Genomic DNA, 24,923 nt, shown 5'->3' with positions numbered 1-24,923 from the left:
TGCCGAGCAAGCTTCTTCGAGGTAACCCCGTGCTGGAAAGCCAGGATGTATAGAATTGGGCGTATGTGGAAAACCTTTCGGATAAGGGGGAGGTTTTAACATGCGCCAATTTATTTTCTGGCAAAAGATAGGCAAACGCTGTTTGCTTGCAGTACTGCTGGTGTTTACGATGGCGGCGGATTTGCCGACCAACGGCATGCAGCCGCAAAACTTCAACGCGAACCGGCAATACCGGACTTTCGCGGAATGGCTGGAGCTGAAGCAAACGCAGCAATTGCAGGCGGAAAGGGCTGCCCGGCAAACCCAATATCAGCGGGTTATCGTGATGAACCCGGAACATAAACAGGCCCAGCCTGAACGTAAGAAAAAAGCGGTGGAAACGGTCAAGGTCCTGGCGACCGGGTATACGGCCGGCTATGAATCCACCGGCAAAAAGCCAAACCACCCGCAATACGGCATCACGTATTCGGGCGTCAAAGTGCGGCGCGATAAAGACACCGTCTCGACGATCGCGGCCGATTTGAAGATTTTTCCGTTAGGCACCATTCTCTACATTCCCGGATACGGTTACGGGGTGGTCGCCGACAAAGGCTCGGCCATCCGCGGCCACAAAATCGACCTTTATTTTGATACCACCAAGCAGGTTTATAAGGAATGGGGGAAAAAAGAGGTCGAGGTTCAAGTCGTTCGCAAAGGGGACGGCAAGCTGACGGAAGCGATGCTGAAGGAGCTTGGCAAAGCGATGGAAGTGAGTAAGGAAATTCCCGAGAACTTGTGGGATAAGGCGATTTGAACTTCGCCCTCTCCTTTCGCATAATTCGTCTTCCCGGTTCGCATAATAAGCTACGTGGTCAACAACGAGAGGGCCACGTAAAACGCCGGCGATTCAAGAATCGGCGTATGCGAGAGGGAGGTGAAATTCATGGCAAATCAAAAGAAAGCCGCTTCTCCTGGTTATAAAACACCGAACGAGAAGTTTAACGAGGAATTTGCTGAGGAAAGCACGGCAACCGTTGCTCAGAAAGCGAAAGCTTCCCGCAATGCAACGACTCCTGTGAACAAACAACAATAATGATAGCGTGAAAAGCCAAGAGCGTCCCTAGGGGATGCTCTTTTTTACATTAATCCCCAGGCGTCTCGGTCTCGGGACGGATTCCGCTTTCCATCCCGCGCCGCTGTTCACCGGCTTTGGCTTCAGGTAAACTGTCATTAGTAAGAGGCAGTCCAATGGAGGTAGCGATATGAGAAACGGTTTATTTGGCAGATTTATCGGCGGGATGGTGCTGATCGGGATCGGGGGGATTTTTCTCCTGAACCAGCTCGGGGTGACCGATTTCAGCATCGGCGAGATGTTCTCGACGTACTGGCCCGTGTTTTTGATTTTGGGTGGCTTGGTGAACCTTAGCAACGGCGGCTGGCGGGGTGGAAACTTTGTCGGCAGTGCCATATTGATTCTGATCGGCGGCTATTTCCTGGGCCGTAATCTGGATCTCATTTACCTGAGCCCCGGCGAATTTTTCCGGTTCTTCTTTCCGATGATGCTGATCATCGGCGGGCTGTACGTATTGTTCAAACCGCGGGATCCCCATCGGCGCAAGCGGCATGACGATTTTCCGCCTCCTCCGATGCCGCCGCTCGATCCGCCGCCCCCTCCGCCAACGTTCCATCCGGAGATGGAGTCTCCGCTCGATTCGATTTTCGGTTCGATGGAGAAGGAAAAGGAGAAGGAACAGGGGCCCAAGCAGGAAAAACCGCGGTTTGAGCATCCCAAATTCGGTCAGTTCCATGAGGGGAGCGTTCCCGGAGACCGCGGATCGGTTATTCAGAAATCCGGATTTATCGGAGACGTGCATCTGGGCCAGGATTATTTCCAACTGAAACCGATGAATATCTCGCATTTTATCGGCGATACGATCATCGACTTGACCAAAGCGCAGATTCCTTATGGGGAGACGAAAATCAACGTATCTTCGTTCATTGGCGACGTCAAGGTATTCGTTCCCGACGACATGGACATCGGCATCGTGGCCACTTCAAGCGCGTTCATCGGCGATTTGAAGGTGCTGACGCAAAAGCAAGGCGGATTCATGACCAGCGTGACGGCCGAATCTCCGTATTACGGCGAAGCAAGCAAACGGGTGAAGCTGATCGTCAGCGTGTTCGTGGGCGACGTCAAAGTCAACATGGTAGGTTGATCCCATGATCGTGCAGCGGATATTAAAGAATACGAAGTGGGAGCTGTTATGCTACTTTCTGCTCACCGGCAGCTTATCGGCGATTGCCTTCTATATCGGAACCACGACCGGCGTGATCGTTGTCAGCGATCCCTGGATGTGGATTTACGATATCGCGGGCATCGTCGTTTTGGCGCTGATTATCGGCTATATCGCCGGTCGTCGCATCCAAGGGAAGATCGATCACTTACACCTGAACATGCTGCAGGTAGCGAAAGGCAATTTATCGGTTCGCATGCCGGAGACGGCGGACCAGACGTTTAACGGGCTTTACCAGGAATTCAACAACATGACCGATGCAATGGAGAAAAAAATGCAGCTGCTGCAGCAACTTGGCGAGCAAGAAGTCGTCGAGAAGGAGCAGGCGGCGGAAAAAGCGGTGCTGGAAGAACGCAGGCGGCTGGCCCGCGATCTGCACGACACCGTCAGCCAGCAGCTGTTCGCCATACATATGGCGGCTTCCTCCTTACCGAAAGTGCTGGAGAATAACGCGGCTCAAGCGGAAACGGTGCTGAACCAGCTGATCCAAATGTCGAATACCGCGCAAAAGCAAATGCGGGCATTGATCGCCCAATTGCGCCCGATGGAGCTGGTCGGCAAATCCTTGGCGGAGGCGCTGGATCAATGGTTTCCCGATTATTGCCGGCAAAATGGGCTAAAAGGGATCAAGGATATGGACATCCAAGGGGACATGTCGGAAGCGAAGGAGCATCAGCTGTTTCTGATCATCCAGGAAGCGATGGCGAACATCGTGAAGCATGCCGGGGCCAGCATGGTCAGCTTGTCGCTGCGGGAGGGCCCGCGCCAGGTCGTGCTCAGCATCAGCGATGATGGACAAGGCTTCAGCAGCACGTACCAGAAGCAGGGCTCCTACGGCCTGACGACGATGAAGGAGCGGGCCGAGAAGCTGGGCGGCAACGCGGAAATCATCAGCAAGCCGGGGGCGGGAACGACGATCCGGGTGCATATACCTAAGTTCGAGGAAGGAAAAGGGGGAGGCCGCGAATGAGCAAAATCAAGGTGATGATCGTCGACGACCATGACATGGTGCGGATGGGTTTGAAAACATACTTGATGCTGGATCCGGGGTTTGAGGTGATCGGTGAGGCCGGAGACGGACGCGAGGCGGTGGAGGTTTTAGAGCGAGGACTTCCGGACGGGCCGCCCGACATCATTCTCATGGATTTGATGATGCCGAACATGAATGGGGCGGAAGCGACCAAGGAAGTGCTGAGCCGGTTTCCCGGGATGAAAATCGTCATCCTGACCAGCTTTTTGGAGGATGATCTCGTGGTCCAAGCCGTAGAGGCCGGTGCGGTCAGCTATGTCCTCAAAACAGTCTCCGCCGAGGAGCTGATTTACGCGCTGCAGGGAGCATTCCGCGGGATGCCGGTCATGACGGGCGACGTGGCCCAGGCGCTCACGCGCGGCCTTCGTCAGCGAACGGTGCAAGGCGACGATTCGGGGATGACGGAGCGGGAGAAGGAAGTGCTGCTCTTGATCGCCGAGGGGAAAAGCAACAAGGACATCGCCGAGGAGCTGCATATCAGCATTAAAACGGTCAAAACGCACGTCAGCAACCTGCTGATGAAATGCGAGCTGGAAGACCGCACGCAGCTGGCCATCTACGCTCACCGGCAAGGCTGGGTGGCGCGTTCATAAGGCGAATGCCCTGCGTCCGTTCCGGCGCTCGTTCCGGCGTTCGTTCGCATATTAAAGGCTAGATTTGCCGAACTCTACCGGTAACTCTAGCTTTTATCTCCTTTTTAATTGTTTTTAATGTACGTTTAAGGTTTCTGGTACAGAATAAAAACATGAAAACAAGATACCCCTGAATCACGCAGGGGAAGGAGGTCAATCATACCATGGACGATCAAAAGAACAAACCGGGCCAACCCTTTGAAGAAGACGCGAACGAACCTAAGCGTCAGGAATCTTCGGAGTCGGGCTCTTCCTATTATTACTCTTACGGACCTTTTCAATCCTATGGAAAAACCAACGAGGAACCGGGCCAAGGAGCGGACTACGACCGCAGCCAGCCTGAAGACGTGGAAGTGACGAGACCGCAGCCGCTTAAACCGCTGCCCTCTTCCTACGACATGATCCGCAGCGCGGTTGAACCTTCCGGCGGCTCCAATGGAGACGGACGCGGCAACTTGCCGGCGGCAAAAAACGGCAATTGGCAATACAACAGCAAACCGCCGAGAAAATCCTCGGTCCGTTCGGTCATCGCCGGTGTATTGGCCGGGATGCTGATCATGACCGGCGCAATGGTCTTCGCGGACCGCGCCAACCTGTTCACGTCGGATCAAGCGGCTTCCGCTTCGGTACCGGCCTCGGGCAACGCGTCCAATAGCGGCGGTACCGAATCCACGGGCAAAGCGACAACCGCCCTGTATCCGGTAACGGATTCGGGCGAAGTGACGAAAGTCGTCAACCAGGCCGGGCCGGCCGTCGTCAAAATCGAAACGTTGACGGATGCCAGCAAGCAAAGCAACAGCAATCCGTACAGCAGCGATCCGTTCTACCGCTACTTCTTCGGCGATGACGCGTTTGGCTTCGGCGGGGACAACGGCAGCGATGGAAGCGGCGGCAACGGCGGTTCGTCCTCCGGGTCGAGCCAACTGGTACCGACGGGGATCGGGTCCGGGTTTATTTTCGACAAAACGGGCTACATTCTTACCAATGAACACGTAGTGCATAACGCCGACGTGGTCCAGGTTACGGTGCAAGGAACAGAGAAACCATACGAAGCGAAGGTGCTTGGCAAGAGTTACGAGCTTGACTTGGCCGTCCTCAAAATCGAAGGCGACAGCAACTTCCCGTCGATTCCGCTCGGCAACTCCGACAACGCGCAGGTCGGCGAATGGATGGTCGCGATCGGCAACCCGCAGGGCTTTGACCATACGGTTACGGCCGGGGTGTTAAGCGCGAAAGAACGCGACATTACGATCGCCGGGGAAAATGGCGAAAAAGACCGGCAATACGAGCATTTGCTGCAAACCGACGCTTCGATCAATCCGGGGAACTCCGGCGGCCCGCTGCTGAACCTGAACGGCGAAGTCATCGGGATTAACGTGGCCGTGAGCTCGGATGCGCAGGGGATCGGGTTTGCGATTCCGACCAGCACGATCTCCGAAGTCCTGGATAAACTGAAAAACAACGAGAAAATCCCGCAAAAACCAGTACCGTTTATCGGCGCCACTTTGATGACGATGACGGAGGAAGTGGCGAAGCAAATGCAAACCGATGTGAAGGAAGGCTCGATCGTCACGGACATCGTCTTCAAATCGCCGGCTTACAATGCGGACCTGCGTCCGTACGATATCATTACGGGAGCGAACGGCACGAAATTTGCAACCAAGGAAAAACTGATTGAATACATTCAGAAGCAGCAGGTGGGGACGAAAGTGACGTTAAATGTCGTCCGTGACGGCAAGAACATCGACCTCGAAGTCACGATTGGCGACAAAAACGAGTTTCCCAACGTGAACTAATTCGCACGGGAAGCAACCAAGGCGGCAAAGGCGGCAGGAAGAGCCTGCCGCCTTTTTGGCTTCCAGATGCGGGCTTACCGTACGTTTTGGTACAATGGATACAGTGGAGCTTGCCTGAAGCAAGCGTGGCAAAGGAGAGATTGTTCGTGAGATCGGCAATTTTGGTCATAGATGATGACGAGAAAATCACGTCAATGCTGCGGCGCGGTCTGGCGTTCGAGGGGTATGACGTTTATACGGCCCAGAACGGAGCGGAAGGACTCTCGATGATGATGAGCGCCGACCCGGATCTGATCATTTTGGACGTCATGATGCCTAAAGTAGACGGATTCGAGGTCTGTCGGCGGTTACGCGAGGGCGGAAGCACCGTACCGGTGCTGATGTTGACCGCCAAGGACGAGGTCGAGAACCGAGTGAAAGGCTTGGATCTGGGTGCGGACGATTACCTCGTCAAACCGTTTGCCCTTGAGGAGCTGCTGGCCCGGGTGCGGGCCTTGCTGCGCCGTAAGGAAGCCGCGGGGGAAGCCGGCAGCCAACGCCTTATTTTCGAGGACATCGTCATGGATCTCGATTCCCGCGAAGTGACGCGGGCCGGGCAGCGTTTAGAGCTGACGGCCAAGGAATTCGAGCTGCTCCACCTGTTCCTGCAAAATCCGAAACGGCTGCTGACCCGCGATTTGATCATGGATAAAATTTGGGGTTACGACTACAGCGGGGAGTCGAACGTGCTGGAGGTCTATATTGCCATGCTTCGGCAAAAAACGGAGGAGCACGGCGGCAAGCGCGTCATTCAAACGATCCGCGGGGCCGGTTACATCCTGAGAGGAGAGGCTTAAGCATGTCGATCCGGCTGCGGCTGACCGCATGGTATACCGGGATTTTGGCCGTGACGTTGATCCTGTTCAGCGCTTCGATCTATGCGTTTGTCAGATACAATACGTATATGGAAGTGAAGAACCGGTTGGAGGATCAGGCCAACCGGATCAAAAACTCCCAAAGCTACAGCATCATCCAGGGGCTGGATTTGTATCTGGATCCGATGCAGGCGAATCGGCTGGAGGACGCCCAGCTGTTTGTGCAGATCCACAATTATACGGACGGACATACCCGGTATTCCCAAAATTTGCTGAATTGGAACATGAAATTTCCAGTTCCCGACGGCGACTCATTGAGCAAGATCGCGGGCTTCAAGAAGGTTCAACTGTATAATCATTCCTTCTTGCTGTATCAGCTTCCCATCACGCTCGATAACAACCTAATCGGCTTAATTCAGCTGGCGGCCTATACCGGCGCCGAAGACAAGTTGATGAGCCGGATGAGCACGATTCTGTTGTTCGGCTCGATCATCACGATTCTGGCGGCCAGCTCGCTGGGCCTTTTTCTTGCGCGCAAGTCGATGGCGCCGATCGGCAAGGTCATTGAGGCAGCGAACGGGATCCAGACCGGAAACGACCTAAGCGTAAGGATCGATTACGAGGGGCCCAACGATGAAATCGGCCAGCTGATCGGCACCGTGAACAACATGCTGGAGCGAACCGAAGGTTTCTATAAAGAGCTGGATGAAGCTTATTCCGCCCAGCGCCGGTTCGTTTCGGACGCGTCTCACGAATTGCGGACGCCGCTCACGACGATTCGCGGCAACGTCGACTTATTGAAGCGGATGTGGACGCAGGATGAAGCCCGGCGCGCCCCCGGCGAGGAGGAACGGGTACGCAGCTTCTCGCTCGAGGCGGTGAGCGACATTGCCGCCGAATCCGAACGCATGAGCCGGCTGGTCAATGATATGCTCTCGCTGGCCCGGGCGGATGCCGGGCAAACGTTGACGAAAGAGCCACTTCTGCTGGCACCGGTCGTGGAGGAAGTGGTCCGCCGGGCGCAATTCCTGCCGCGCAAAGCGGAGTGGGTGCAAGGGGATTTGCAGGCGCTGGATGGCGTGACGGTCAACGGCAGCAAGGATTATCTGCAGCAGATGCTGTTTATTTTCATAGAAAATGCGTTCAAATACACGGAGCAAGGCAGCGTCACGATTGGTGCAATCCGGGCGGGAAGTCAGATCGGGATCCGCATCGCCGATACGGGCATCGGGATGGACCGCAGCGAAGTTCCGCATATCTTTGAGCGCTTCTATCGGGCCGATCCGTCCCGGGGGGTCATTCAAGGGACCGGACTGGGCTTATCCATTGCCAAGTGGATTATCGATGAGCATGGGGGCTCCGTCGAGGTGGTGACCAAGCGCGGCGAAGGGACGACTTTCATCATCTGGCTCCCTGCTGTCTTTAACGCCCTCCCGGAATAGTTTATAATAGAGAGGCTCCCCTCCGTGAGGAAAACTGGGGGACGAGAAAGCAGGGAGACGATTCATGGAAGTCATTAAAATTTCGCCGCGCGGTTATTGCTACGGCGTCGTGGACGCGATGGTCCTGGCCCGTCAGGCGGCCCAGAACCTCGATCTGCCGCGGCCGATTTATATACTGGGCATGATTGTGCACAACAGCCATGTCACGAATTCCTTCGAGGACGAAGGGATAATTACGTTGGACGGCCCGAACCGCCTGGATATTTTGAGCAAGGTGGAGAGCGGGACGGTCATTTTTACCGCCCATGGCGTATCGCCTGAGGTTCGCAAGATGGCCCGCGACAAAGGGCTTACAACGGTGGATGCCACTTGCCCCGACGTAACCAAGACCCATGTGCTGATCGAAGAGAAGGTCGCCGAAGGGTATGAGGTGATCTACATCGGGAAGAAAGGACACCCCGAGCCGGAAGGCGCGGTAGGCGTTGCGCCAGGCAAGGTGCATTTGATCGAGAAGGAAGAAGAGATCGAACAGCTGAATCTTGCGGCCGACAAAATCGTCATCACGAACCAAACGACCATGAGCCAATGGGATATCAAGCATATTATGAAAAAACTGCTGGAGAAATATCCGGGCGCCGAGGTACACAACGAAATTTGCCTCGCGACCCAAATGCGCCAGCAGGCGGTTGCGGAACAAGCCAGTCAGGCGGACCTTGTGATCGTCGTGGGTGATCCCCGGAGCAACAACTCCAACCGGCTCGCCCAGGTATCCGAGGAAATCGCCGGAGTGAAGGCGTATCGCATCGCCGACGTAACGGAGCTTCGGCGCGAATGGCTGGAAGGGATCCGTAAAGTGGCGGTGACTTCGGGGGCATCGACGCCGACGCCGATTACGAAGGAAGTCATTCAATACCTGGAGCAATATGATCCGGAAGATCCGGCGACTTGGGAGATCGTCCGAACGGTTAATCTAGCGAAGCTGCTGCCTCCGGTTAAGGTCGGTGCCAAGAGCAAAGGGGAATAAAAGCATAGATTCATAGAGCGAAAACCGCGTTGCTCCGCGGTTTTTGCCCTTTTACCAACATTTGCGGGGTCCCATAGAAGTCGATTCATGTTATACTCGTTGTAGAAAGGTTACAAAAATGTAACTATGCTATCAAACTACAACCAAGGAGATGACATGATGAAATCGAATCGACTGAAACGTTTGGTGACAGGCGGACTAACCGCCATGTTGGCTGCAGCGGTCATTGTACCGGCATCGGCATCGGCTGCCTCGAATACGACGACTTATAAAACGTATACAACCTATAAGACTTATACGACTTACAGCAATAACAATTGGACGACCTACTATACGATTCCATGGTATTCCTACTATCAACCGCAGCAGCCGGTACAAAGCGGTAACCAAGGCACGACGGGCGGTCAGACGCAAAGCGGAACTACGCAAGGCACAACGCAGAGCGGCAATACGCAAAGCGCAACGACCGATAAGTCGCAATTTGCGACCCAGGTCATTACACTGGTGAACCAGGAGCGTGCAAAACAAGGACTCAAGCCGCTTACCGGTGACGCGGCATTGAACAATATGGCATGGGCCAAAGCGAAGGACATGAGCGACAATAACTATTTTAGCCATACGTCCCCAACATACGGTTCGCCTTTTGACATGATGAAGAAGTTCGGCATTAAATTCGGCTACGCGGGCGAGAACATTGCCATGGGGCAAAAAACGCCGGCCGAGGTCGTAAACGCCTGGATGAACAGCGAGGGGCATCGCGCCAACATTTTGAACGCCAATTACAACCTGATCGGCGTGGGCTATTATAATGGGTATTGGGCCCAGGAGTTCGTTGGAAGATAAGGACTTATAGGATAGGCCGGAGAGTTCAGCTCTCCGGCTTTGTTGTGTTTTTGTCGCTTTTTTCACGATTATCCCTTTTGTTCAGGGGGCTGTTCATGGAGCAGGCGGGCGTGGGTGGAATAAGGATGAATCCTATTCTGCTGCCTGATTCATCGGGATAATCCCGTAAAGCGTCCGGAAGGGACGTGTTAACCCGAGCGCCAAGTTTTTCAAGCGTTCGCCTATGTCCAATGGGGTTGACGGGGGAGGCAAATTCGGCTATAGTTACTTTAGTGGATAAAAGCTTAAAAGCGCACAAGCGTTCAAGCGAAATAGTGCCTGTACGTTCGAATATTGGTTTTTAGCCCGGCAACGAATCGCCAATGAAGAAAGGATGGAATCGTATGATCGTTATTACATCAAACCAAACGCCTGAGGAACGCGTTCAGGAAATTATCGCCGTGATTGAGAAGGAAGGATTGCAGACCCATGTTTCCCGCGGGAAGGATCGGACCGTGATCGGATTGATCGGCTCGATCGAACCGAAACTCGCCGAGCATCTTCGCCAAATGAAGGACGTCGAAAACGTCATCAAAATTTCGAAATCCTATAAATTGGCTAGCCGGGATTTTCATCCGGAGGACACGGTGATTTCCATCGGCGACGTGAAGATTGGCGGCGGGGAGCTCGTTGTCATGGGCGGTCCTTGCGCCGTGGAATCGCCGGAACAAATCGACGAGATCGCCCGTTTGGTGAAGGCGGCCGGCGGGCAAGTGCTGCGAGGAGGCGCGTTTAAGCCGCGCACCGGGCCGTACAGCTTCCAGGGCATCGGCGTGGAAGGTCTTATCATGATGGCGGAGGCGGGCAAGAAGCACGGCCTCCTGACCATTACGGAGGTCATGACGCCGGAGTACGTGGATGTGTGCGCCGAATATGCCGACATCTTGCAGGTGGGAACACGCAACATGCAGAACTTCGATTTGCTGCGCAAGCTGGGCACCTGCAACAAGCCGGTGCTGCTGAAACGCGGCTTTAGTGCCACCTATGACGAGTTCCTGAACGCGGCGGAATACATCCTGGCGGGCGGCAACCCGAACGTGATGCTGTGCGAACGCGGGATCCGTACATTCGAGACGTACACGCGCAATACGCTGGATCTGTCGGCCATTCCGGTCCTGCAGGGCTTAAGCCATCTGCCGGTGATTTCCGACCCGAGCCACGGCACGGGCCGCCGCGAGCTCGTGGAGCCGATGACGAAGGCATCCGTGGCGGCCGGCGCGGACGGTCTGATCATCGAAATGCACACGGATCCGGATAACTCGATGACCGGAGACGGCGTTCAATCCTTGTTCCCTGACCAATTCGCGGCTTTGCTGCAAGATTTGGAGAAATTGGCTCCATTGGTAGGGAAACGTTTCGATACCCCGAAAGCCGCACTTCACGTGTGAGATAGGCCGACATATGCAGCGCTTTCATGAATTGAACAAATCCCTGAAGTCCATTCGCCGTGCGGCGAGTGGGCTTTTATACTATTTGTCGTATAATTTGTACTATGCGTAATAATACCTTATATCGGATGTAAAAATACCTTACATAAGTATTGACGACTCCGCCTCCATCGTCCTATAATGACGACATAATCATACTAAAGGATGAACGTTAATCGCAAAAACTAGATTTAATGTTCGTGATTTGGGGAGGAAAGAGTATGTCAGCAGAGTTCGTTTTAAAGACAATCAAGGAAAAACAAATCGAGTGGGTGGATTTTCGCTTTGTTGATCTATCGGGACGGGCACATCATATTACGCTTCCAGCTAAAGAAGTAGATGAGGACACTTTCGTGAACGGCGTTGCTTTCGACGGATCTTCGATTCCCGGATTCCGCGGCATTGAAGAATCCGACATGGTCATGATGCCGGACCATGGTTCCGTATTCGTCGATCCGTTTACCGCGCATCCGACGTTGAACGTGTTTTGCGATATCTATACGCCGGACGGCGAACGTTACGAGCGCGACCCGCGCAGCATCGCGGTTCGTGCGGAAGAATACCTGAAGCAAAGCGGTGTGGGTACAGCGGCGTTTTTCGCGCCGGAATCCGAGTTCTTTATTTTCGACGATGTTCGCTTTGAGAGCGGAATGAACAAAACGTTCTACTCGGTAGATTCCGAAGAAGCAGTTTGGAATACGGGCCGTTCGGAAGAAGGCGGCAACTTGGGTTACAAAGTGCCGGTCAAAGGCGGTTACGTACCGGTAGCCCCAACCGACAAGCAGCAGGACATCCGCAGCGAAATGTGCCGTTTGCTTGAAGAAGCCGGCCTTCGCGTGGAACGTCACCACCACGAAGTAGCGACAGCAGGTCAAGCGGAGATCAACTTCCGTTTCGACACGTTGCTGAAAACGGCCGATAACCTGATGGTTTACAAATATATCGTGCACAACACCGCCGCTCAGTTCGGCAAAACGGCAACGTTCATGCCGAAGCCGCTGTTTGGCGACAACGGCAGCGGGATGCACGTGCACCAATCGATCTTTAACGGCGATACTCCGCTGTTCTACGAAAAAGGCGCCTACGCGAATCTGAGCGAAATCGCCCTGAACTATATCGGCGGCATTCTGTACCATGCGCCGGCGCTTATCGCCTTCACCAACCCAAGCACGAACTCGTTTAAACGCTTGGTTCCTGGCTTCGAGGCTCCGGTAAACCTGGTTTACTCGAAAGGGAACCGCTCGGCTGCCGTCCGGATTCCGGTTGCTGCCGTAACACCGAAGGGCTGCCGCATCGAGTTCCGTACGCCGGACTCCACGGCTAATCCGTACCTGGCCTTCTCCGCCATGCTGATGGCCGGCCTTGACGGCATCAAGAACAAAATCGATCCGGTGAAACTGGGTTACGGACCGTTCGATAAGAACATCTATGAACTGTCCGACGAAGAGAAAGCGACGATCCGCAGCGTTCCAGGTTCCCTGGACGAAGCGCTGAACGCTTTGGAGAGCGACCATGAATTCCTGACCCAAGGCGGCGTATTCACGAAAAGCTTCATCGACAATTTCGTGGAGTTGAAGCGCGCCGAAGCCAGAGCCGTTGCCGTGCGCGTGCATCCTTACGAATTTGGCCTCTATTACGATCTGTAAGCCGAAATAGCCATTATCACCGAATATAGTAAAAAAAGTCTCCGAGGGTTGATATGAACCCTCGGGGACTTTTTTTGTTTACCTAGAGATGTGCCGGGCCTAGCTTAGCTTAGTAACGATCCGATTGCGCGGCCCCGCAAGACTGTCGGACCACCAGTTCGGGTTCGACGACGACGCTGCTTGTGACCGAGGTATTGTGGATCAAATCGTAAAGGAGAGAAGCGGCCAACCGGCCGATTTTTTCCTTGTTCTGACGGATCGTACTCAGCGCCGGAGTGGTGTAATTGCAGGCTTCGATATCATCGCAGCCGATGATCGCAATGTCCTGCGGAATTCGCAACCCGTGCTCTTTCAAAGCGCGCATGGCTCCGATGGCGAGTTGATCGGACGCGGCGAAGATGGCTCTGGGCAGGTTGCCGGCCTTAATCATACGGTTCATGGCTTCATAACCGCTGGCTTCAAAGAAGTTCTCCCCGTTTACAAACCAATCGTCATTCACGAATAAACCGAAATTTTCGATCGCAGCTTTATAGCCGTTTTCACGCATGTTGGAAATGTCAGATTCCAAGGTACTGCCGATATACCCAAGTTCCCGATAACCCAGCAGGTAGAAGTGTTCTACCACCTTAAACGACATTTTATAGTTATCGGACATGATATACCCGGAGCTCTTCCCTTTGAGCTCGATATCAACGCCGATACATGGGATTTCGCTATGATCCAGCTCGCTAATCGAGGGCTCGACTTGCTGACCCGTGACGATAATGCACCCGTCGACGTGATAATGCTGGCAACGCGCCAAATAGTCGCCGTCGACCGCGTGAAACTTTTCGTTCGAGAAGAAGAGGAGATCATACCCGAACATGCCCATTTGCTTCTTGAACGCATTCAGCACTTCCACGAAAAAAGGGTGGTTAAAATCGATATTGAGCTTTCCGGCAAAGATAACGCCAATGAGATTGGATTTCTTGGTGGCGAGCGTTTTCGCTGAATTTGAGGGGACGTAACCCGTTTGTTTCATGATTTCGAGAACTTTCGTTCTGGTTTCTTCCGAAATATCGCTATAGTTATTAATAATTTTGGAAACGGTAGAGATGGAGACACCGGCCATTTCCGCAATCGTTTTAATGTTGACTGCCAAGGGAAAGTCGACCCCCTTCCGTACTCGTTACGAAACTGTTTTCGTAAATAGTGTATTAAATGCCTAAACTTTAGTCAAGAAGGGGAATCCGGAATCCGATTCAGGTTGATTTCTAACCTGGTTTTTTATAGAAAAACCAAGCGTGGTCAAGGGTTACTGTAGTGTGCATCAGGCCTGGTGAAAAAATCACTTTACAAACGAAAAGAATGATGTAATAATGTGTCTTGCGAAACCGCTTTCGGTATTTGTTTCGATGTTTTAAGAGTGGGGTTGATGATTTTCGTGATTTTAGGAAGGTCCCAGAAATAAACCTCTCGAACAAGCCGATTGGATTTCAACATTATTTTGTAATTGGGGGTAACAGCATGGTTAAGAAAATTACTGCATTGGTAGTGGCAAGTGCACTTACACTTAGCCTGGCAGCTTGCGGAGGAGGCAACAACGGCGGAAACGCAGCTTCCAACGATCAAGGCAATGCAGCAGGCGGCAGCACCGGGGAGAAGAAAGTCGTTAAAATTCTCCACTGGAAACAAGAAAACATCAACAAGGCGATGGAAGAAATCAACAAAGCCTTCGAAGAGAAGTATCCGGAATATAAAGTCGAATATACAACGACCGGTCCGGATGATGAGTACAAACAAGCGCAAAGAGCAAGAATCACCGCTAACGACGTCGACGTTATGGCCGACTTGTCGGGGATGAGACTTTCTCCGCAGGAATGGACACCAGGGGCTAAAACGCCTGACTGGCAACAATGGATCGAATCCGGTCTGATCGCAGATTTGTCCGATCAGGCTTTCATCAAAAATTGGAACGCAAATGACATCGAAAAAGCCGGCACGTTTAACGGCAAAGTCTATGCGGTTCCAACAGGTAAAGTTGCAATGTCCGGCTTGTTCTACAACAAGCAAATTTTCGAAGACAACGGACTTTCCGTACCTACCACTTGGACCGAGTTCCTTAAGCTTTGCGACGATTTGAAAGCTAAAGGAATCACTCCAATCGCGGTAGCCGGTAAAGACGTATGGCCATTGAAACTGCCTGTGTTCGCGCTGCAAGCGAAAATTCTGGGCGGCGGCAACCAACAAAAATGGATCGAAGGCGTTTGGAAAGGCGAAACGGCTTACAATGACGCTGAAGCCGTAGAAGTTCTCGATAAAATGAAGACGATCCAAGACAACTATATGATCGACGGCTTCATGGGCATCGACTACGCTTCCGTACCGTCCATCTTCGCCGCTGGAAAAACAGCGATGCTGGCTGACGGTTCCTGGGACGCTCCGACCATCGCAACGGCTAACCCTGATCTGAAATTCGGTTACTTCCCGCTTCCGGCTACAGAAGACAAGACGAAAAACGCTTCTTTCGTAGGGAAATACGACGTTACTTGGTATGTCGCTGAGAAAGGTCCGAACAAAGAAGGCGGCTTGAAATGGTTGGAGTTCTTCTCCCAACCTGAGAACTACACGAAATTCGTCAAAGCAGCCGGATTTATCCCGACCCAAGACAACATCTCGACGGAGAGCGAATTCATCGATAACGAGCTGACTCCATACCTCGGCGACTTTGAACTGGCCTATGAAATCATGATGATCAACCGTGAGAACGTAGGCGAGCATTTGGCCGCGGAAGGCGTGCATACGGAATATCTGGCTCCTGGCGGCGAATTCAAAACAGCCAAAGAGCTGGCTGACGTACAGCAAAAAGAATGGGAAGCTGCAGCACCTAAGTAAGCACCCGAATAGAAAAGAGAGACAAGCCGATTAGGCTAAACAATTGGAAATACCATACTGCCTCGGGGTCTGGACATCAGGCCCCGATCATTTATGATTTGGACCTGTGAGGTGAGAGAGTTGTATCCATTTGGAAAAGGTTTCGCTAGGTATGTTCCGTATTTGCTGTTATTGATCCCTTTTGCATTGTACGTCATTTTCTATTTTGGTCCTTCGATGCTGACGGTTGTGTATTCTTTCACGGACGTAAAGAATATCCCCGGCAGTCCCATGAATTTCGTTGGTTTGGATAACTACCATGATTTATTTTTCGCCGGAAACTCTGGAGAACGCTGGCGCTCCATTATTAATACATTGATCTTCATGTTGGTGGTCACCGTGGTCCAAAACGGGGTGGCTTTGTTTGTTGCCGTTCTGATCAACCAGCGGCTGAAAGGCGATTATTTTTACCGCGCCGTGTTTTTCCTCCCGGTCGTACTCGGGGTTGCCGTCGTCGCGCTGATTTGGGGCATGATGTTCGACCCGATGAGCGGTCCGGTCAACATGCTGTATGACTGGCTGTTTGGATATAAGGATATGTTCTTCGCAAGCTTCACCCATGCGTTCGGTTATATTATTTTCGTTCAAATCTGGATGTATATGGGTTATTCGATGCTGATCTTCCTGGCCGGTCTGCAATCCGTTCCGAAAGATCTGTACGAGGCCGGTTACATCGATGGAACGAACAAGTGGCAATCGTTTAAGCATATCACCTTCCCGCTGATCGCACCGTCCTTTACGGTGAATATGCTGCTTTCGATCATCGGGGCGATGTCCACGTTCGATATCATTTTGGCGACCACGGACGGTCGTTTCAACACTAGAACGATGGCTTATGACGTATATAAGGAAACGTTCAGAGGCAGCTTGGAGATGGGGTTGCCGTCGGCATTGTCCGTCGTCCAGTTCCTGCTCATTCTGGTTTTCGTCGTCTTTGCCGTTAGACAAACGCGGAAGAGAGAGGTGGAATATTAATGAAAAATTCCAAATCATTCACTGTTCTTTCCTACTCGATCATTGCCGTTCTGTTGGTTCTTTACGTCGTTCCGTTGATTCTGGTATTAAACGTATCGTTGAAGTCGTATCCCGAGTATTTGATGAATCCGATCGGGTTGGTCAAAGAGATTCAATGGCAGAACTATGCGAGCGCTTGGACAGAAGGGAACTTTGCGAATTACTTCTTGAACAGCGTCATTTATACGGGGATCGCGACCGTTCTCACGATCATCGTCTCTCTCCTGGGCGCGTTCCCGGTAGCCCGCGGCTACGTCAAATGGGCCGGGTTCATCTACATGTTCTTTCTCTTGTCGCAATTTCTGCCTAACCCGATGGTTGCGCAATATAAATTAATGCTGAGCTTTAAGGACAGCCTGGATTTTTTTGGCTATGATACGAAGCTGGGTTATATTATCCTAAAGACAAGCGGCACCGGGGTCGTATTCATGATGTTCGTCGGCTATATCAAATCGATCAGCCGCGAGTTGGATGAGGCCGCCGGGATGGACGGAGCGGGTTATTTCCGCTACTTGTTCCAAATGATTTTGCCGCTGATGAAGCCGGTTATCGCAACAGGGGTTATTTTGACGGCCATCGGGATCTGGAACGATTTCGTGGGTCCAATCATGTATTTGCCGAGCAAAGCCAATTACCCGATCACCTTCGGTCTGAAGGAGTTCAAAGGCCAATACGGAAACAACTGGCCGCTGTTGGCCTGTGGAATCACGATCGTAGCGGCGCCGCTCATTTTGCTCTATACCTTCATTCAAAAATATTTGGTGGACGGTGCACTGGCCGGGGCTGTGAAATCGTAAACGCGAACTATCAATGAAAGGGAGAGGCGAAATGAGACAAAACGGATGGACGTTCCTTGGCGAGCACGGAGAGTTCAGACTGGAGCAACCTGAAAGAAACAGCTATCTATATTTTCCTTTGGTGAACGAGGCAGGAATGATGTCGGCCGTTACTCCGAATTTGCATGGCGAACTGACCTCCAGTCACAACACGTTCCTGCTGGAGCCCGTATCGGTCGAAAGTCTGCACAATTCCAAAGCAGCCCGTAATTTCTGGGTTTACATCCAAGGAGAAGGCGCTTGGTCGGTCAGCGGCAACTCAGCCAAGCAACATGCGGACCTGTTTACCGAAGCCGAGGAAAAATCGGTGCTTGAGGCGGGTTTCCTCTGGCACAAGATTACTCGCGAGCATAACAAACTTGGCTTGCTAGCGCAAACGGTCAGTTTTGTTCCCGTAACGGACGACAAAGTCGAACTGATGAAGGTCAGCTTGACGAATACGGGAAGCGCTCCGCTGACGCTTACCCCGACGGCGGCGATCCCGCTGTACGGTCGGTCGGCCGACGATCTGAGAGATCATCGTCATGTCACATCGCTGCTGCACCGGATATATACCTTGCAGCATGGCATTGAGGTACAACCTGCGCTTTCCTTCGACGAACGTGGGCACCGCGTCAACAAGGTGACTTACAGCGTGCTTGGCGCCGGGGCGGACGGCAGTGCGCCCGCCGGTTTCTTCCCCATCGTCGAAGACTTTATCGGAGAAGGCGGAGCACTGGACTGGCCGCAGACGATCATCTCCAACCTCGCACCTACCGAGAAAGCCGGTGCGGCGCTGGAGGGTTATGAAGCGGTTGGCGCCTTGCGTTTTGCCGAAGTGACGTTGAAACCGGGCGAGACCGCCTCGTATGTAGTTGCGATGGTGATCTCTGATGACCGGATTGACACTCAACACTATGCTGCAACGTACTTGTCCGAGGAACGGTTCGATACGCTGCTTGAGGATAATCAAAGATATTGGCACGAGAAGCTGGACACGATCAAGTTCCAAACCGGGGATTCGGAACAGGATCTGTGGATGAAATGGGTTACGCTGCAGCCGATCCTGCGGAGATTGTACGGGAACTCGTTCCTGCCGTATCATGACTACGGACGCGGCGGCCGGGGCTGGCGCGATTTGTGGCAGGATTGCCTGGCGTTGATGGTGATGGAGCCGGCGGAAGTCCGGTATTTATTGCTCAATAACTACGCCGGGGTCCGAATGGACGGAAGCAATGCGACGATCATCGGTTCCAAGCCGGGCGAATTTGTCGCAGACCGGAATAACATTCCGCGGGTTTGGATGGATCATGGGGCTTGGCCGCTGATGACGACGCTGCTTTACATCAATCAAAGCGGGGATTTGGACTTCCTGTTCCAGCCGCAGGTTTACTTCCGGGACGTATTCGTGAAACGCTGCCGGGAACGCGATTTATCGTGGACGCCGGAACAAGGGAACAAGCTGATTGCGGCTGACGGCAAGGTTTATGAAGGAACGATCCTGGAACACATCTTATTGCAAAATATCGTTCCGTTCTTCAACGTCGGCGAACATGGCAACATCAAGCTGGAAGGCGCGGATTGGAACGACGGTCTGGACCTGGCGGCCGCCCGCGGCGAAAGCGTGGCGTTTACCGCTTTTTATGCGAACAACCTTCTGGAGCTGGCCGAGTTGCTTCTGCAAGTGCAGAACAAGACGGGCCGCGACACGCTTGAAATTGCCGAAGAAATGGTCGCCCTGCTTGATACGATTCAAGGTCCGATCGCTTATGACAGCATTTCGGCCAAACATGAGCGGCTTGAACGTTATTATGACTCGATCGTACCTGCCGTGAGCGGCAAGAAGGTACAGATAGACGTTCGCCTGGTTGCGGATGATTTGAAACGGAAAGCGGAGTGGATTATTCAGCATCTCCGCCGGAACGAATGGATTCAAAATCAGGAAGGGTTCTCCTGGTTTAACGGATATTACAATAATGATGCCGAACGTGTAGAAGGCGACCATCCGAACGGCGTTCGCATGACGTTGACCGGTCAAGTCTTTACCATTATGGGCGGCGTAGCTACGGATGAGCAGGTCGGAGAAATCTCCAAAGCCGTGGATCGATACTTGAAGGACGAGCGGATCGGTTACCGTCTGAATTCCCGGTTTGGCGGAATCCAGCAGAACTTGGGCCGGGCATTTGGTTTTGCCTTTGGTCATAAAGAGAATGGGGCCATGTTCAGCCATATGACGGTGATGTATGCAAACGCTCTTTATAAACGAGGTTTCGTGCGTGAGGGTTATGAAGTGCTGGACTCCATTTATCGCTTGTCCGCGGACTTCGAAACAAGCCGGATGTATCCCGGAATTCCGGAGTACATCAATGAGCGCGGACGCGGCATGTATACGTACCTGACGGGCTCGGCGAGCTGGCTGCTGTTGACCGAGTTAACGGAAGTATTCGGAGTCAAGGGATGCTTTGGGGATCTTCTACTGGAGCCGAAGCTGGTAAAAGCCCAGTTTGATGAAAAAGGGGAGGCTTCGGTCGAGACGTTGTTTGCTGGACGAAAGCTGCATATCGTTTACCGGAATCCGAAACAAGCCGATTTCGGGAGTTACCGGATCTCCGAAGTGACGCTGAACGGCAATACGTTGGCTTGCGACAACACAGAAAGCGGCTGCCGGATTCCTCGTTCGGTACTGGAAGCTTTGCCTTCGGATCGCGTCCATGATCTGATCGTGATTTTAGCCGATTGACCGCAAGAAAGGTAATGATCGAATGGCATATCAACTTCAGAATGAACAGCTAGGTGTGAAAATTGCCGAACTCGGCGAAATTTACCGCGGGACCCGGTTCGACGGGGCCGGATTTATTACCGGCGTCGAGCTGAACGGACGGCACCAATTTTGCGTGCCGGAAAGCTTGGTACCGGGATCCGGCACGGGCGGGATCGGGTTATGCAGCGAATTTGGCATCAAAGAAGCGATCGGGTATGAGGAAACCCGGGTCGGCGAGCTTTTTCCCAAACTAGGGGTAGGCTTGCTGACCCGTCCGGACGAGGCGGAATACCGGTTTTACCGGGAATACGCCTGCAGATGGTTTGAGACGGAAGTGGTGCAAAAGGGTGCGCAGCAGATTTGCTTCACGACCCAACCTGCAGAATGCCGGGGATACGCGGTGCGCGTGCAAAAAGAGATCGAAATCGCCGGCAATACCTTGTCCGTCACTTATACGGTGGAGAACACCGGGAGCCGGGTCGTTTCGACCGACGAATACAGCCATAATTTTCTCGGCATGGATGGATATGCGGTTGGACCGGATTACGTACTGAAGTTGCCGTTTGCTCCGAAAATTTGGAGCGACGAGCCAGATACGCTGGAAGGCTTAGTGTTCGAGGGAGATCGCGTGACTTGGGAGCGCCGCCCGGTGAAAGACTTTTATTTCCGGATGGATACCTTCGACGGGCGTGAAACCCCGTGGCTGTGGGAGCTGCGGCATCGTCCCAGCGGCCTGACCGTACGTGAGCGGAGCAAACTCCCTCTAAGCTCGGCCGCCGTTTGGGGGCATGGACACGTCATTTCCCCGGAAATGTTCGTTAAGGTCCATATCGCACCGGGGGAACGGCAAAGCTGGACGCGGATCTACGAATTTAGCGCCGAATAAACCTATCATCCCTTTCCCTTGATGAAGCGTTAATGTGTCAATTCTGCAAAATAGTGAATTTTTGCGAAATAACGGCTTGCTGGGAGATCGAATAGTTGCTATGATAATCGTTAATTATATTCGAAACCAGACATGGATTGTGAAGGGAAGGGATGGGGAGAAATGAGTAACAGAGCTTATAACTTTAACGCGGGCCCGGCCGCGCTGCCGCTGGAGGTCCTGGAACGGGCGCAGGCGGAGTTCGTTGATTTTCATGGGACAGGCATGTCGATTATGGAGATGTCTCACCGAGGCGCCGTTTATGAAGCGGTCCATAACGAAGCGGCCAGCCGGCTGCTGAAGCTGTTCGGCAATCCGTCCGGTTACCAGGTGTTGTTCCTGCAAGGCGGAGCCTCCACCCAATTTGCCATGCTGCCGATGAACCTGCTTACGGAAGGCAAGACGGCGGGTTACGTGAAAACGGGCAGCTGGGCTACGAAAGCGTTAAAAGAAGCCAAGCTCATCGGCGAAACGTTCGTTGCGGCCTCTTCGGAGGAAGACAAGTACATGTCGCTTCCGGACGTCAGCCATCTGAGCCTGCCGGAAAACGCCGCGTATCTGCATCTCACTTCGAATGAAACGATCGAAGGCACGCAATTCCGCGAGTTTCCGGACACCGGCAGCGTTCCGTTGATCGCCGACATGTCCAGCGATATTTTGTGCCGTCCGTTCGACTTGACCCAGTTCGGGATGGTTTATGCTGGAGCGCAGAAGAACCTGGGACCGTCCGGCGTGACCGTGGTCATCGCCCGGGAGGAGCTGCTGCGCGAGTCGCCGAAGCATCTGCCGACGATGTTCCGTTACGACACGCACGCCGAGAACAACTCGCTGTACAATACTCCGCCATCTTTCTCGATTTATATGGTGAACGAAGTGTTGAAATGGATCGAAGAGCAAGGGGCGCTTGAGGGCATCGAGAAGAAGAACCAGGATAAAGCCGGTTTGCTGTATCAAGCGATCGATGCCAGCGGCGGATTCTACCGCGGGTGCGTCCATCCGGAAAGCCGCTCGACGATGAACGTCACTTTCCGTCTTGCAAGCGAGGAGCTGGAGAAGCTGTTCGTGAAGGAATCGGAAAAAGAAGGGTTCGTCGGCCTCAAAGGCCATCGCAGCGTCGGCGGTTTGCGCGCTTCGATTTATAACGCGGTTCCGAAGACCAGTATTCAGGCTCTTGTCGATTTCATGGGCCAATTCCAAAAAACGCACGGATAATGTTTATTGCGGGGCTTCCTTCAGAATGCCCCGTTACGCCGCAACCTCCAACTCCGCCTGTTTCCAGATGGGGGTTGGAGGTTTTTTGCGGGCAAATTTTGATATAATGGTTCAAGTACGGTCTCAGACGGGCCGATTTTATTTTTTAGGACGAGGAGTTCGATCATCATGGCCTTACATATTGTGCTGGTGGAGCCGGAAATTCCGGCCAATACGGGAAATATCGCCAGAACCTGCGCAGCGACGGGCATCCATCTGCACCTGGTGCGTCCGCTTGGATTTCGGACGGACGACGCGACGTTGAAGCGGGCCGGTTTGGATTATTGGTACGCGGTGAATCTCGAATATCACGATTCTTTTCAGGAAGTAGAGGAGAAGTACGCGGGGAGCCGCTTCTTCTTTGCCACCACGAAGGCCAAGAAACGGTACACGGATTTTACGTTCCAGGACGGCGATTTCTTCGTATTCGGCAAAGAGACGAAAGGACTGCCGCCGGAAATTTTGGCCGCCCATCCCGATACGGTGATGCGCATGCCGATGACCGACAAGGTTCGTTCGTTAAATTTGTCGAACTCTGCGGCCATTATTGTGTACGAGGCGCTGCGGCAGCTTGATTTTCCTGGGATGGAGTAAGTTTTAAAGGGAAGAAAGAGAGATGACCTCATGAATTCGGGAACAACGGAAAAAGAAAAGATGCTCGCCGGGGAATGGTACAACGCCGGTGATGCGGAGCTGGTAGCCGCACGGCTTCGAGCCCGCAGGCTGACGCGGGAATACAATGCGACCCGGGAGGATGAGCGGGAGCAAAGATCGGCCCTTCTCCATGAGCTGCTTGGCGGTTGCGGCGACGATATCTACATTGAACCGACCTTCCGCTGCGATTATGGATCGAATATTTACGTCGGCAATCATTTTTACGCCAACTTCGATTGCGTGATTTTGGACGTCTGCGAGGTACGGATCGGAGAATATTGCTTTATGGCGCCAGGGGTACACATCTATACGGCAACCCATCCGCTGGATCCGGCCGCGCGTAACTCCGGGGCGGAATATGGCAAACCGGTGAACATCGGCAACAACGTTTGGATTGGTGGCCGGGCAGTGATCGTACCCGGGGTAACCATTGGCGATAACGCGGTGATTGCAGCCGGCGCGGTTGTGACGAAAGATGTGCCAAGGGGAGCCGTCGTTGGGGGCAATCCTGCGAAAATAATTAAAAACGTGGAAATGTAGCAGGAATCCTGAAAAAAATAGCGAAATATAATAGATTAGGTATTTGGTTCTATTTTTACATAACTATTTTTTTCAGGAGAGGTGTACAATTTTATGAAACCTGCTGGTGTGGTCCGTAAAGTGGATCAACTCGGGAGAATCGTGTTGCCGAAGTCGCTTCGCAAGAGATATCAAATGAACGAAGGAGATCCCGTCGAGATTTTGGTGCAAGGGGATCACATCATTTTGGAGCGTTACCGTCCGAAATGCGTCTTCTGCGGATCGATGGAAAGCGTGAGCGATTTCAAAGAGCGTTCCATTTGCAATCAATGCCTGGTCGAAATGAGCCAACTGTCCTAGATATCTTATAGGACGTGAGATAGGTTTAGCTGCACCAGAGCACAAACACAACCCTAAATAAGCTTCCCTCGCGGGAAGCTTATTTATTTTGTCGATTTGAGTCGGTTTCGATCTGGCGCATGTGTTGAACGTGGTATAGTTGAAGGGCATGCGGCGGAAAGTGGGAGAATGTCCCTATTTGAAGGCTCGGACGGAGGTGGCAGGACATCCTTTGTTTGAAGTCTCAAGGCCGAATGCAGCAGAGCCACCGTCGGAGCTTTCGGAGAATACGGGCAAACCATTCGTGCACCTTGGCAGAAGCTTTCGGAGCACGCAGGCAAGCCTTTCTTAAGGCCGCAGTCGGAGCTTTCGGAGAACATAGGTAAACCCTTCGTAGAACCACGGTCGAGGCATTCGCAGAATCACAGTCGAGGCATTCGCAGAATCACGGTCGAGGCATTCGCAGAATCGCAGTCGAGGCATTCGCAGAATCACGGTCGAGGCATTCGCAGAATCGCAGTCGAGGCATTCGCAGAATTGCCGTCGAACCTAACGGACCGTAGCGACCTTATTTGCCTATTTCCCGGCTATTTCCCGCTGTAACGGACTCCAGAGACCTTATTGGCTCATTTGAGCGGCGTTTGAGCCCTTCTGCTCCGACATAAGGTCTACTGGGTCCGTTAGAATTCGGTAAGTCCGTTAATGGGAATGATAGTACCTCTGGAG

The 24,923-nt window shown here is 52.9% G+C and carries 22 protein-coding genes; 21 read left to right on the top strand and 1 reads right to left on the bottom strand.

Features of this window, described 5'->3' with window-relative positions; all coding sequences use genetic code 11:
- Positions 1-100 precede the first annotated feature (100 nt).
- From MJ257_RS21225 to glnA, 12 genes are all read left to right on the top strand, one after another.
- Positions 101-793: a 3D domain-containing protein gene (locus tag MJ257_RS21225; RefSeq protein WP_240271118.1), complete on the top strand. Its 693-nt coding sequence runs from the start codon at positions 101-103 to the stop codon at positions 791-793.
- 129 nt (positions 794-922) lie between these two features.
- The gene (locus tag MJ257_RS21220; protein ID WP_016312938.1) at positions 923-1,072 is read left to right on the top strand and encodes a hypothetical protein; all 150 of its coding nucleotides are present in this window, start codon (positions 923-925) and stop codon (positions 1,070-1,072) included.
- A gap of 169 nt (positions 1,073-1,241) precedes the next feature.
- The gene (liaF, locus tag MJ257_RS21215; RefSeq protein ID WP_240271117.1) at positions 1,242-2,195 is read left to right on the top strand and encodes a cell wall-active antibiotics response protein LiaF; all 954 of its coding nucleotides are present in this window, start codon (positions 1,242-1,244) and stop codon (positions 2,193-2,195) included.
- A gap of 4 nt (positions 2,196-2,199) precedes the next feature.
- Positions 2,200-3,243 carry a sensor histidine kinase gene (locus MJ257_RS21210; protein WP_240271116.1) on the top strand — a complete coding sequence of 348 codons (1,044 nt, stop codon included), beginning with the start codon at positions 2,200-2,202 and terminating at the stop codon, positions 3,241-3,243.
- Complete coding sequence (locus tag MJ257_RS21205) at positions 3,240-3,896, top strand: response regulator (protein ID WP_240271115.1); 657 nt, start codon at positions 3,240-3,242, stop codon at positions 3,894-3,896. Before MJ257_RS21210 ends, MJ257_RS21205 begins: the two co-directional genes overlap by 4 nt.
- Positions 3,897-4,099: 203 nt before the next feature.
- Positions 4,100-5,731, top strand: coding sequence for a S1C family serine protease (locus MJ257_RS21200; protein ID WP_240271114.1), 1,632 nt, complete (start codon positions 4,100-4,102; stop codon positions 5,729-5,731).
- Between the two features lie 146 nt (positions 5,732-5,877).
- Positions 5,878-6,567, top strand: coding sequence for a response regulator transcription factor (locus tag MJ257_RS21195; protein ID WP_240271113.1), 690 nt, complete (start codon positions 5,878-5,880; stop codon positions 6,565-6,567).
- 2 nt (positions 6,568-6,569) lie between these two features.
- Positions 6,570-8,027 carry a sensor histidine kinase gene (locus MJ257_RS21190; protein ID WP_240271112.1) on the top strand — a complete coding sequence of 486 codons (1,458 nt, stop codon included), beginning with the start codon at positions 6,570-6,572 and terminating at the stop codon, positions 8,025-8,027.
- 64 nt (positions 8,028-8,091) lie between these two features.
- On the top strand, positions 8,092-9,051 hold the full coding sequence (locus MJ257_RS21185) for a 4-hydroxy-3-methylbut-2-enyl diphosphate reductase (RefSeq protein ID WP_240271111.1): 960 nt from the start codon (positions 8,092-8,094) through the stop codon (positions 9,049-9,051).
- A 159-nt stretch (positions 9,052-9,210) separates the two neighbouring features.
- Positions 9,211-9,894, top strand: coding sequence for a CAP domain-containing protein (locus MJ257_RS21180; RefSeq protein WP_240271110.1), 684 nt, complete (start codon positions 9,211-9,213; stop codon positions 9,892-9,894).
- 383 nt (positions 9,895-10,277) lie between these two features.
- Positions 10,278-11,321, top strand: a complete 1,044-nt coding sequence (gene aroF, locus MJ257_RS21175) for a 3-deoxy-7-phosphoheptulonate synthase (protein ID WP_240271109.1) — start codon at positions 10,278-10,280, stop codon at positions 11,319-11,321.
- A gap of 260 nt (positions 11,322-11,581) precedes the next feature.
- Positions 11,582-13,006, top strand: a complete 1,425-nt coding sequence (gene glnA, locus MJ257_RS21170; RefSeq protein ID WP_240271108.1) for a type I glutamate--ammonia ligase — start codon at positions 11,582-11,584, stop codon at positions 13,004-13,006.
- A gap of 109 nt (positions 13,007-13,115) precedes the next feature.
- On the opposite strand, the gene MJ257_RS21165 is transcribed toward glnA, so the two are convergent.
- On the bottom strand, positions 13,116-14,117 hold the full coding sequence (locus MJ257_RS21165) for a LacI family DNA-binding transcriptional regulator (protein ID WP_240271119.1): 1,002 nt from the start codon (positions 14,115-14,117) through the stop codon (positions 13,116-13,118).
- A gap of 395 nt (positions 14,118-14,512) precedes the next feature.
- Between MJ257_RS21165 and MJ257_RS21160 the strand changes: the two genes are divergently transcribed.
- The 9 genes from MJ257_RS21160 to MJ257_RS21120 all read left to right on the top strand — a co-directional run bounded on the left by MJ257_RS21160 (position 14,513) and on the right by MJ257_RS21120 (position 24,218).
- Positions 14,513-15,880 (top strand): ABC transporter substrate-binding protein, encoded by a 1,368-nt coding sequence (locus MJ257_RS21160; RefSeq protein ID WP_240271107.1) that lies wholly within the window; start codon positions 14,513-14,515, stop codon positions 15,878-15,880.
- Between the two features lie 120 nt (positions 15,881-16,000).
- Entirely contained in the window at positions 16,001-16,894 is an 894-nt protein-coding gene (locus MJ257_RS21155; protein WP_240271106.1) for a carbohydrate ABC transporter permease, read from the top strand.
- A complete protein-coding gene (locus MJ257_RS21150) occupies positions 16,894-17,730 on the top strand; it encodes a carbohydrate ABC transporter permease (protein ID WP_240271105.1) in 837 nt (278 codons plus the stop codon). The genes MJ257_RS21155 and MJ257_RS21150 overlap by 1 nt, the downstream gene beginning before the upstream one ends.
- 31 nt (positions 17,731-17,761) lie before the next feature.
- Positions 17,762-20,488 carry a GH36-type glycosyl hydrolase domain-containing protein gene (locus tag MJ257_RS21145; protein ID WP_240271104.1) on the top strand — a complete coding sequence of 909 codons (2,727 nt, stop codon included), beginning with the start codon at positions 17,762-17,764 and terminating at the stop codon, positions 20,486-20,488.
- A 22-nt stretch (positions 20,489-20,510) separates the two neighbouring features.
- Entirely contained in the window at positions 20,511-21,395 is an 885-nt protein-coding gene (locus tag MJ257_RS21140; RefSeq protein ID WP_240271103.1) for a hypothetical protein, read from the top strand.
- A 162-nt stretch (positions 21,396-21,557) separates the two neighbouring features.
- Positions 21,558-22,646: a 3-phosphoserine/phosphohydroxythreonine transaminase gene (gene serC / locus MJ257_RS21135; RefSeq protein WP_240271102.1), complete on the top strand. Its 1,089-nt coding sequence runs from the start codon at positions 21,558-21,560 to the stop codon at positions 22,644-22,646.
- A 168-nt stretch (positions 22,647-22,814) separates the two neighbouring features.
- A complete protein-coding gene (gene trmL / locus MJ257_RS21130; protein ID WP_059046283.1) occupies positions 22,815-23,279 on the top strand; it encodes a tRNA (uridine(34)/cytosine(34)/5-carboxymethylaminomethyluridine(34)-2'-O)-methyltransferase TrmL in 465 nt (154 codons plus the stop codon).
- Positions 23,280-23,309: 30 nt separating this feature from the next.
- On the top strand, positions 23,310-23,879 hold the full coding sequence (locus tag MJ257_RS21125) for a maltose acetyltransferase domain-containing protein (protein ID WP_240271101.1): 570 nt from the start codon (positions 23,310-23,312) through the stop codon (positions 23,877-23,879).
- Between the two features lie 93 nt (positions 23,880-23,972).
- Positions 23,973-24,218: an AbrB/MazE/SpoVT family DNA-binding domain-containing protein gene (locus MJ257_RS21120; RefSeq protein WP_009227013.1), complete on the top strand. Its 246-nt coding sequence runs from the start codon at positions 23,973-23,975 to the stop codon at positions 24,216-24,218.
- Positions 24,219-24,923 lie beyond the last annotated feature (705 nt).

Origin of the sequence: Paenibacillus timonensis, assembly GCF_022427145.1 — a bacterium.
Lineage (GTDB): Bacteria > Bacillota > Bacilli > Paenibacillales > Paenibacillaceae > Fontibacillus > Fontibacillus timonensis.
This window is presented reverse-complemented; position numbering and strand designations above follow the sequence as displayed.

What these genes read in the sequence shown, in the direction of transcription:
- MJ257_RS21225 (WP_240271118.1), top strand. Translation starts at nt 101, where the DNA reads ATGCGCCAATTTATTTTCTGGCAAAAGATAGGCAAACGCTGTTTGCTT.
- MJ257_RS21220 (WP_016312938.1), top strand. Translation starts at nt 923, where the DNA reads ATGGCAAATCAAAAGAAAGCCGCTTCTCCTGGTTATAAAACACCGAAC.
- liaF (WP_240271117.1), top strand. Translation starts at nt 1,242, where the DNA reads ATGAGAAACGGTTTATTTGGCAGATTTATCGGCGGGATGGTGCTGATC.
- MJ257_RS21210 (WP_240271116.1), top strand. Translation starts at nt 2,200, where the DNA reads ATGATCGTGCAGCGGATATTAAAGAATACGAAGTGGGAGCTGTTATGC.
- MJ257_RS21205 (WP_240271115.1), top strand. Translation starts at nt 3,240, where the DNA reads ATGAGCAAAATCAAGGTGATGATCGTCGACGACCATGACATGGTGCGG.
- MJ257_RS21200 (WP_240271114.1), top strand. Translation starts at nt 4,100, where the DNA reads ATGGACGATCAAAAGAACAAACCGGGCCAACCCTTTGAAGAAGACGCG.
- MJ257_RS21190 (WP_240271112.1), top strand. Translation starts at nt 6,570, where the DNA reads ATGTCGATCCGGCTGCGGCTGACCGCATGGTATACCGGGATTTTGGCC.
- MJ257_RS21185 (WP_240271111.1), top strand. Translation starts at nt 8,092, where the DNA reads ATGGAAGTCATTAAAATTTCGCCGCGCGGTTATTGCTACGGCGTCGTG.
- MJ257_RS21180 (WP_240271110.1), top strand. Translation starts at nt 9,211, where the DNA reads ATGAAATCGAATCGACTGAAACGTTTGGTGACAGGCGGACTAACCGCC.
- aroF (WP_240271109.1), top strand. Translation starts at nt 10,278, where the DNA reads ATGATCGTTATTACATCAAACCAAACGCCTGAGGAACGCGTTCAGGAA.
- glnA (WP_240271108.1), top strand. Translation starts at nt 11,582, where the DNA reads ATGTCAGCAGAGTTCGTTTTAAAGACAATCAAGGAAAAACAAATCGAG.
- MJ257_RS21165 (WP_240271119.1), bottom strand. Translation starts at nt 14,117, where the DNA reads ATGGCCGGTGTCTCCATCTCTACCGTTTCCAAAATTATTAATAACTAT.
- MJ257_RS21160 (WP_240271107.1), top strand. Translation starts at nt 14,513, where the DNA reads ATGGTTAAGAAAATTACTGCATTGGTAGTGGCAAGTGCACTTACACTT.
- MJ257_RS21150 (WP_240271105.1), top strand. Translation starts at nt 16,894, where the DNA reads ATGAAAAATTCCAAATCATTCACTGTTCTTTCCTACTCGATCATTGCC.
- MJ257_RS21145 (WP_240271104.1), top strand. Translation starts at nt 17,762, where the DNA reads ATGAGACAAAACGGATGGACGTTCCTTGGCGAGCACGGAGAGTTCAGA.
- MJ257_RS21140 (WP_240271103.1), top strand. Translation starts at nt 20,511, where the DNA reads ATGGCATATCAACTTCAGAATGAACAGCTAGGTGTGAAAATTGCCGAA.
- serC (WP_240271102.1), top strand. Translation starts at nt 21,558, where the DNA reads ATGAGTAACAGAGCTTATAACTTTAACGCGGGCCCGGCCGCGCTGCCG.
- trmL (WP_059046283.1), top strand. Translation starts at nt 22,815, where the DNA reads ATGGCCTTACATATTGTGCTGGTGGAGCCGGAAATTCCGGCCAATACG.
- MJ257_RS21125 (WP_240271101.1), top strand. Translation starts at nt 23,310, where the DNA reads ATGAATTCGGGAACAACGGAAAAAGAAAAGATGCTCGCCGGGGAATGG.
- MJ257_RS21120 (WP_009227013.1), top strand. Translation starts at nt 23,973, where the DNA reads ATGAAACCTGCTGGTGTGGTCCGTAAAGTGGATCAACTCGGGAGAATC.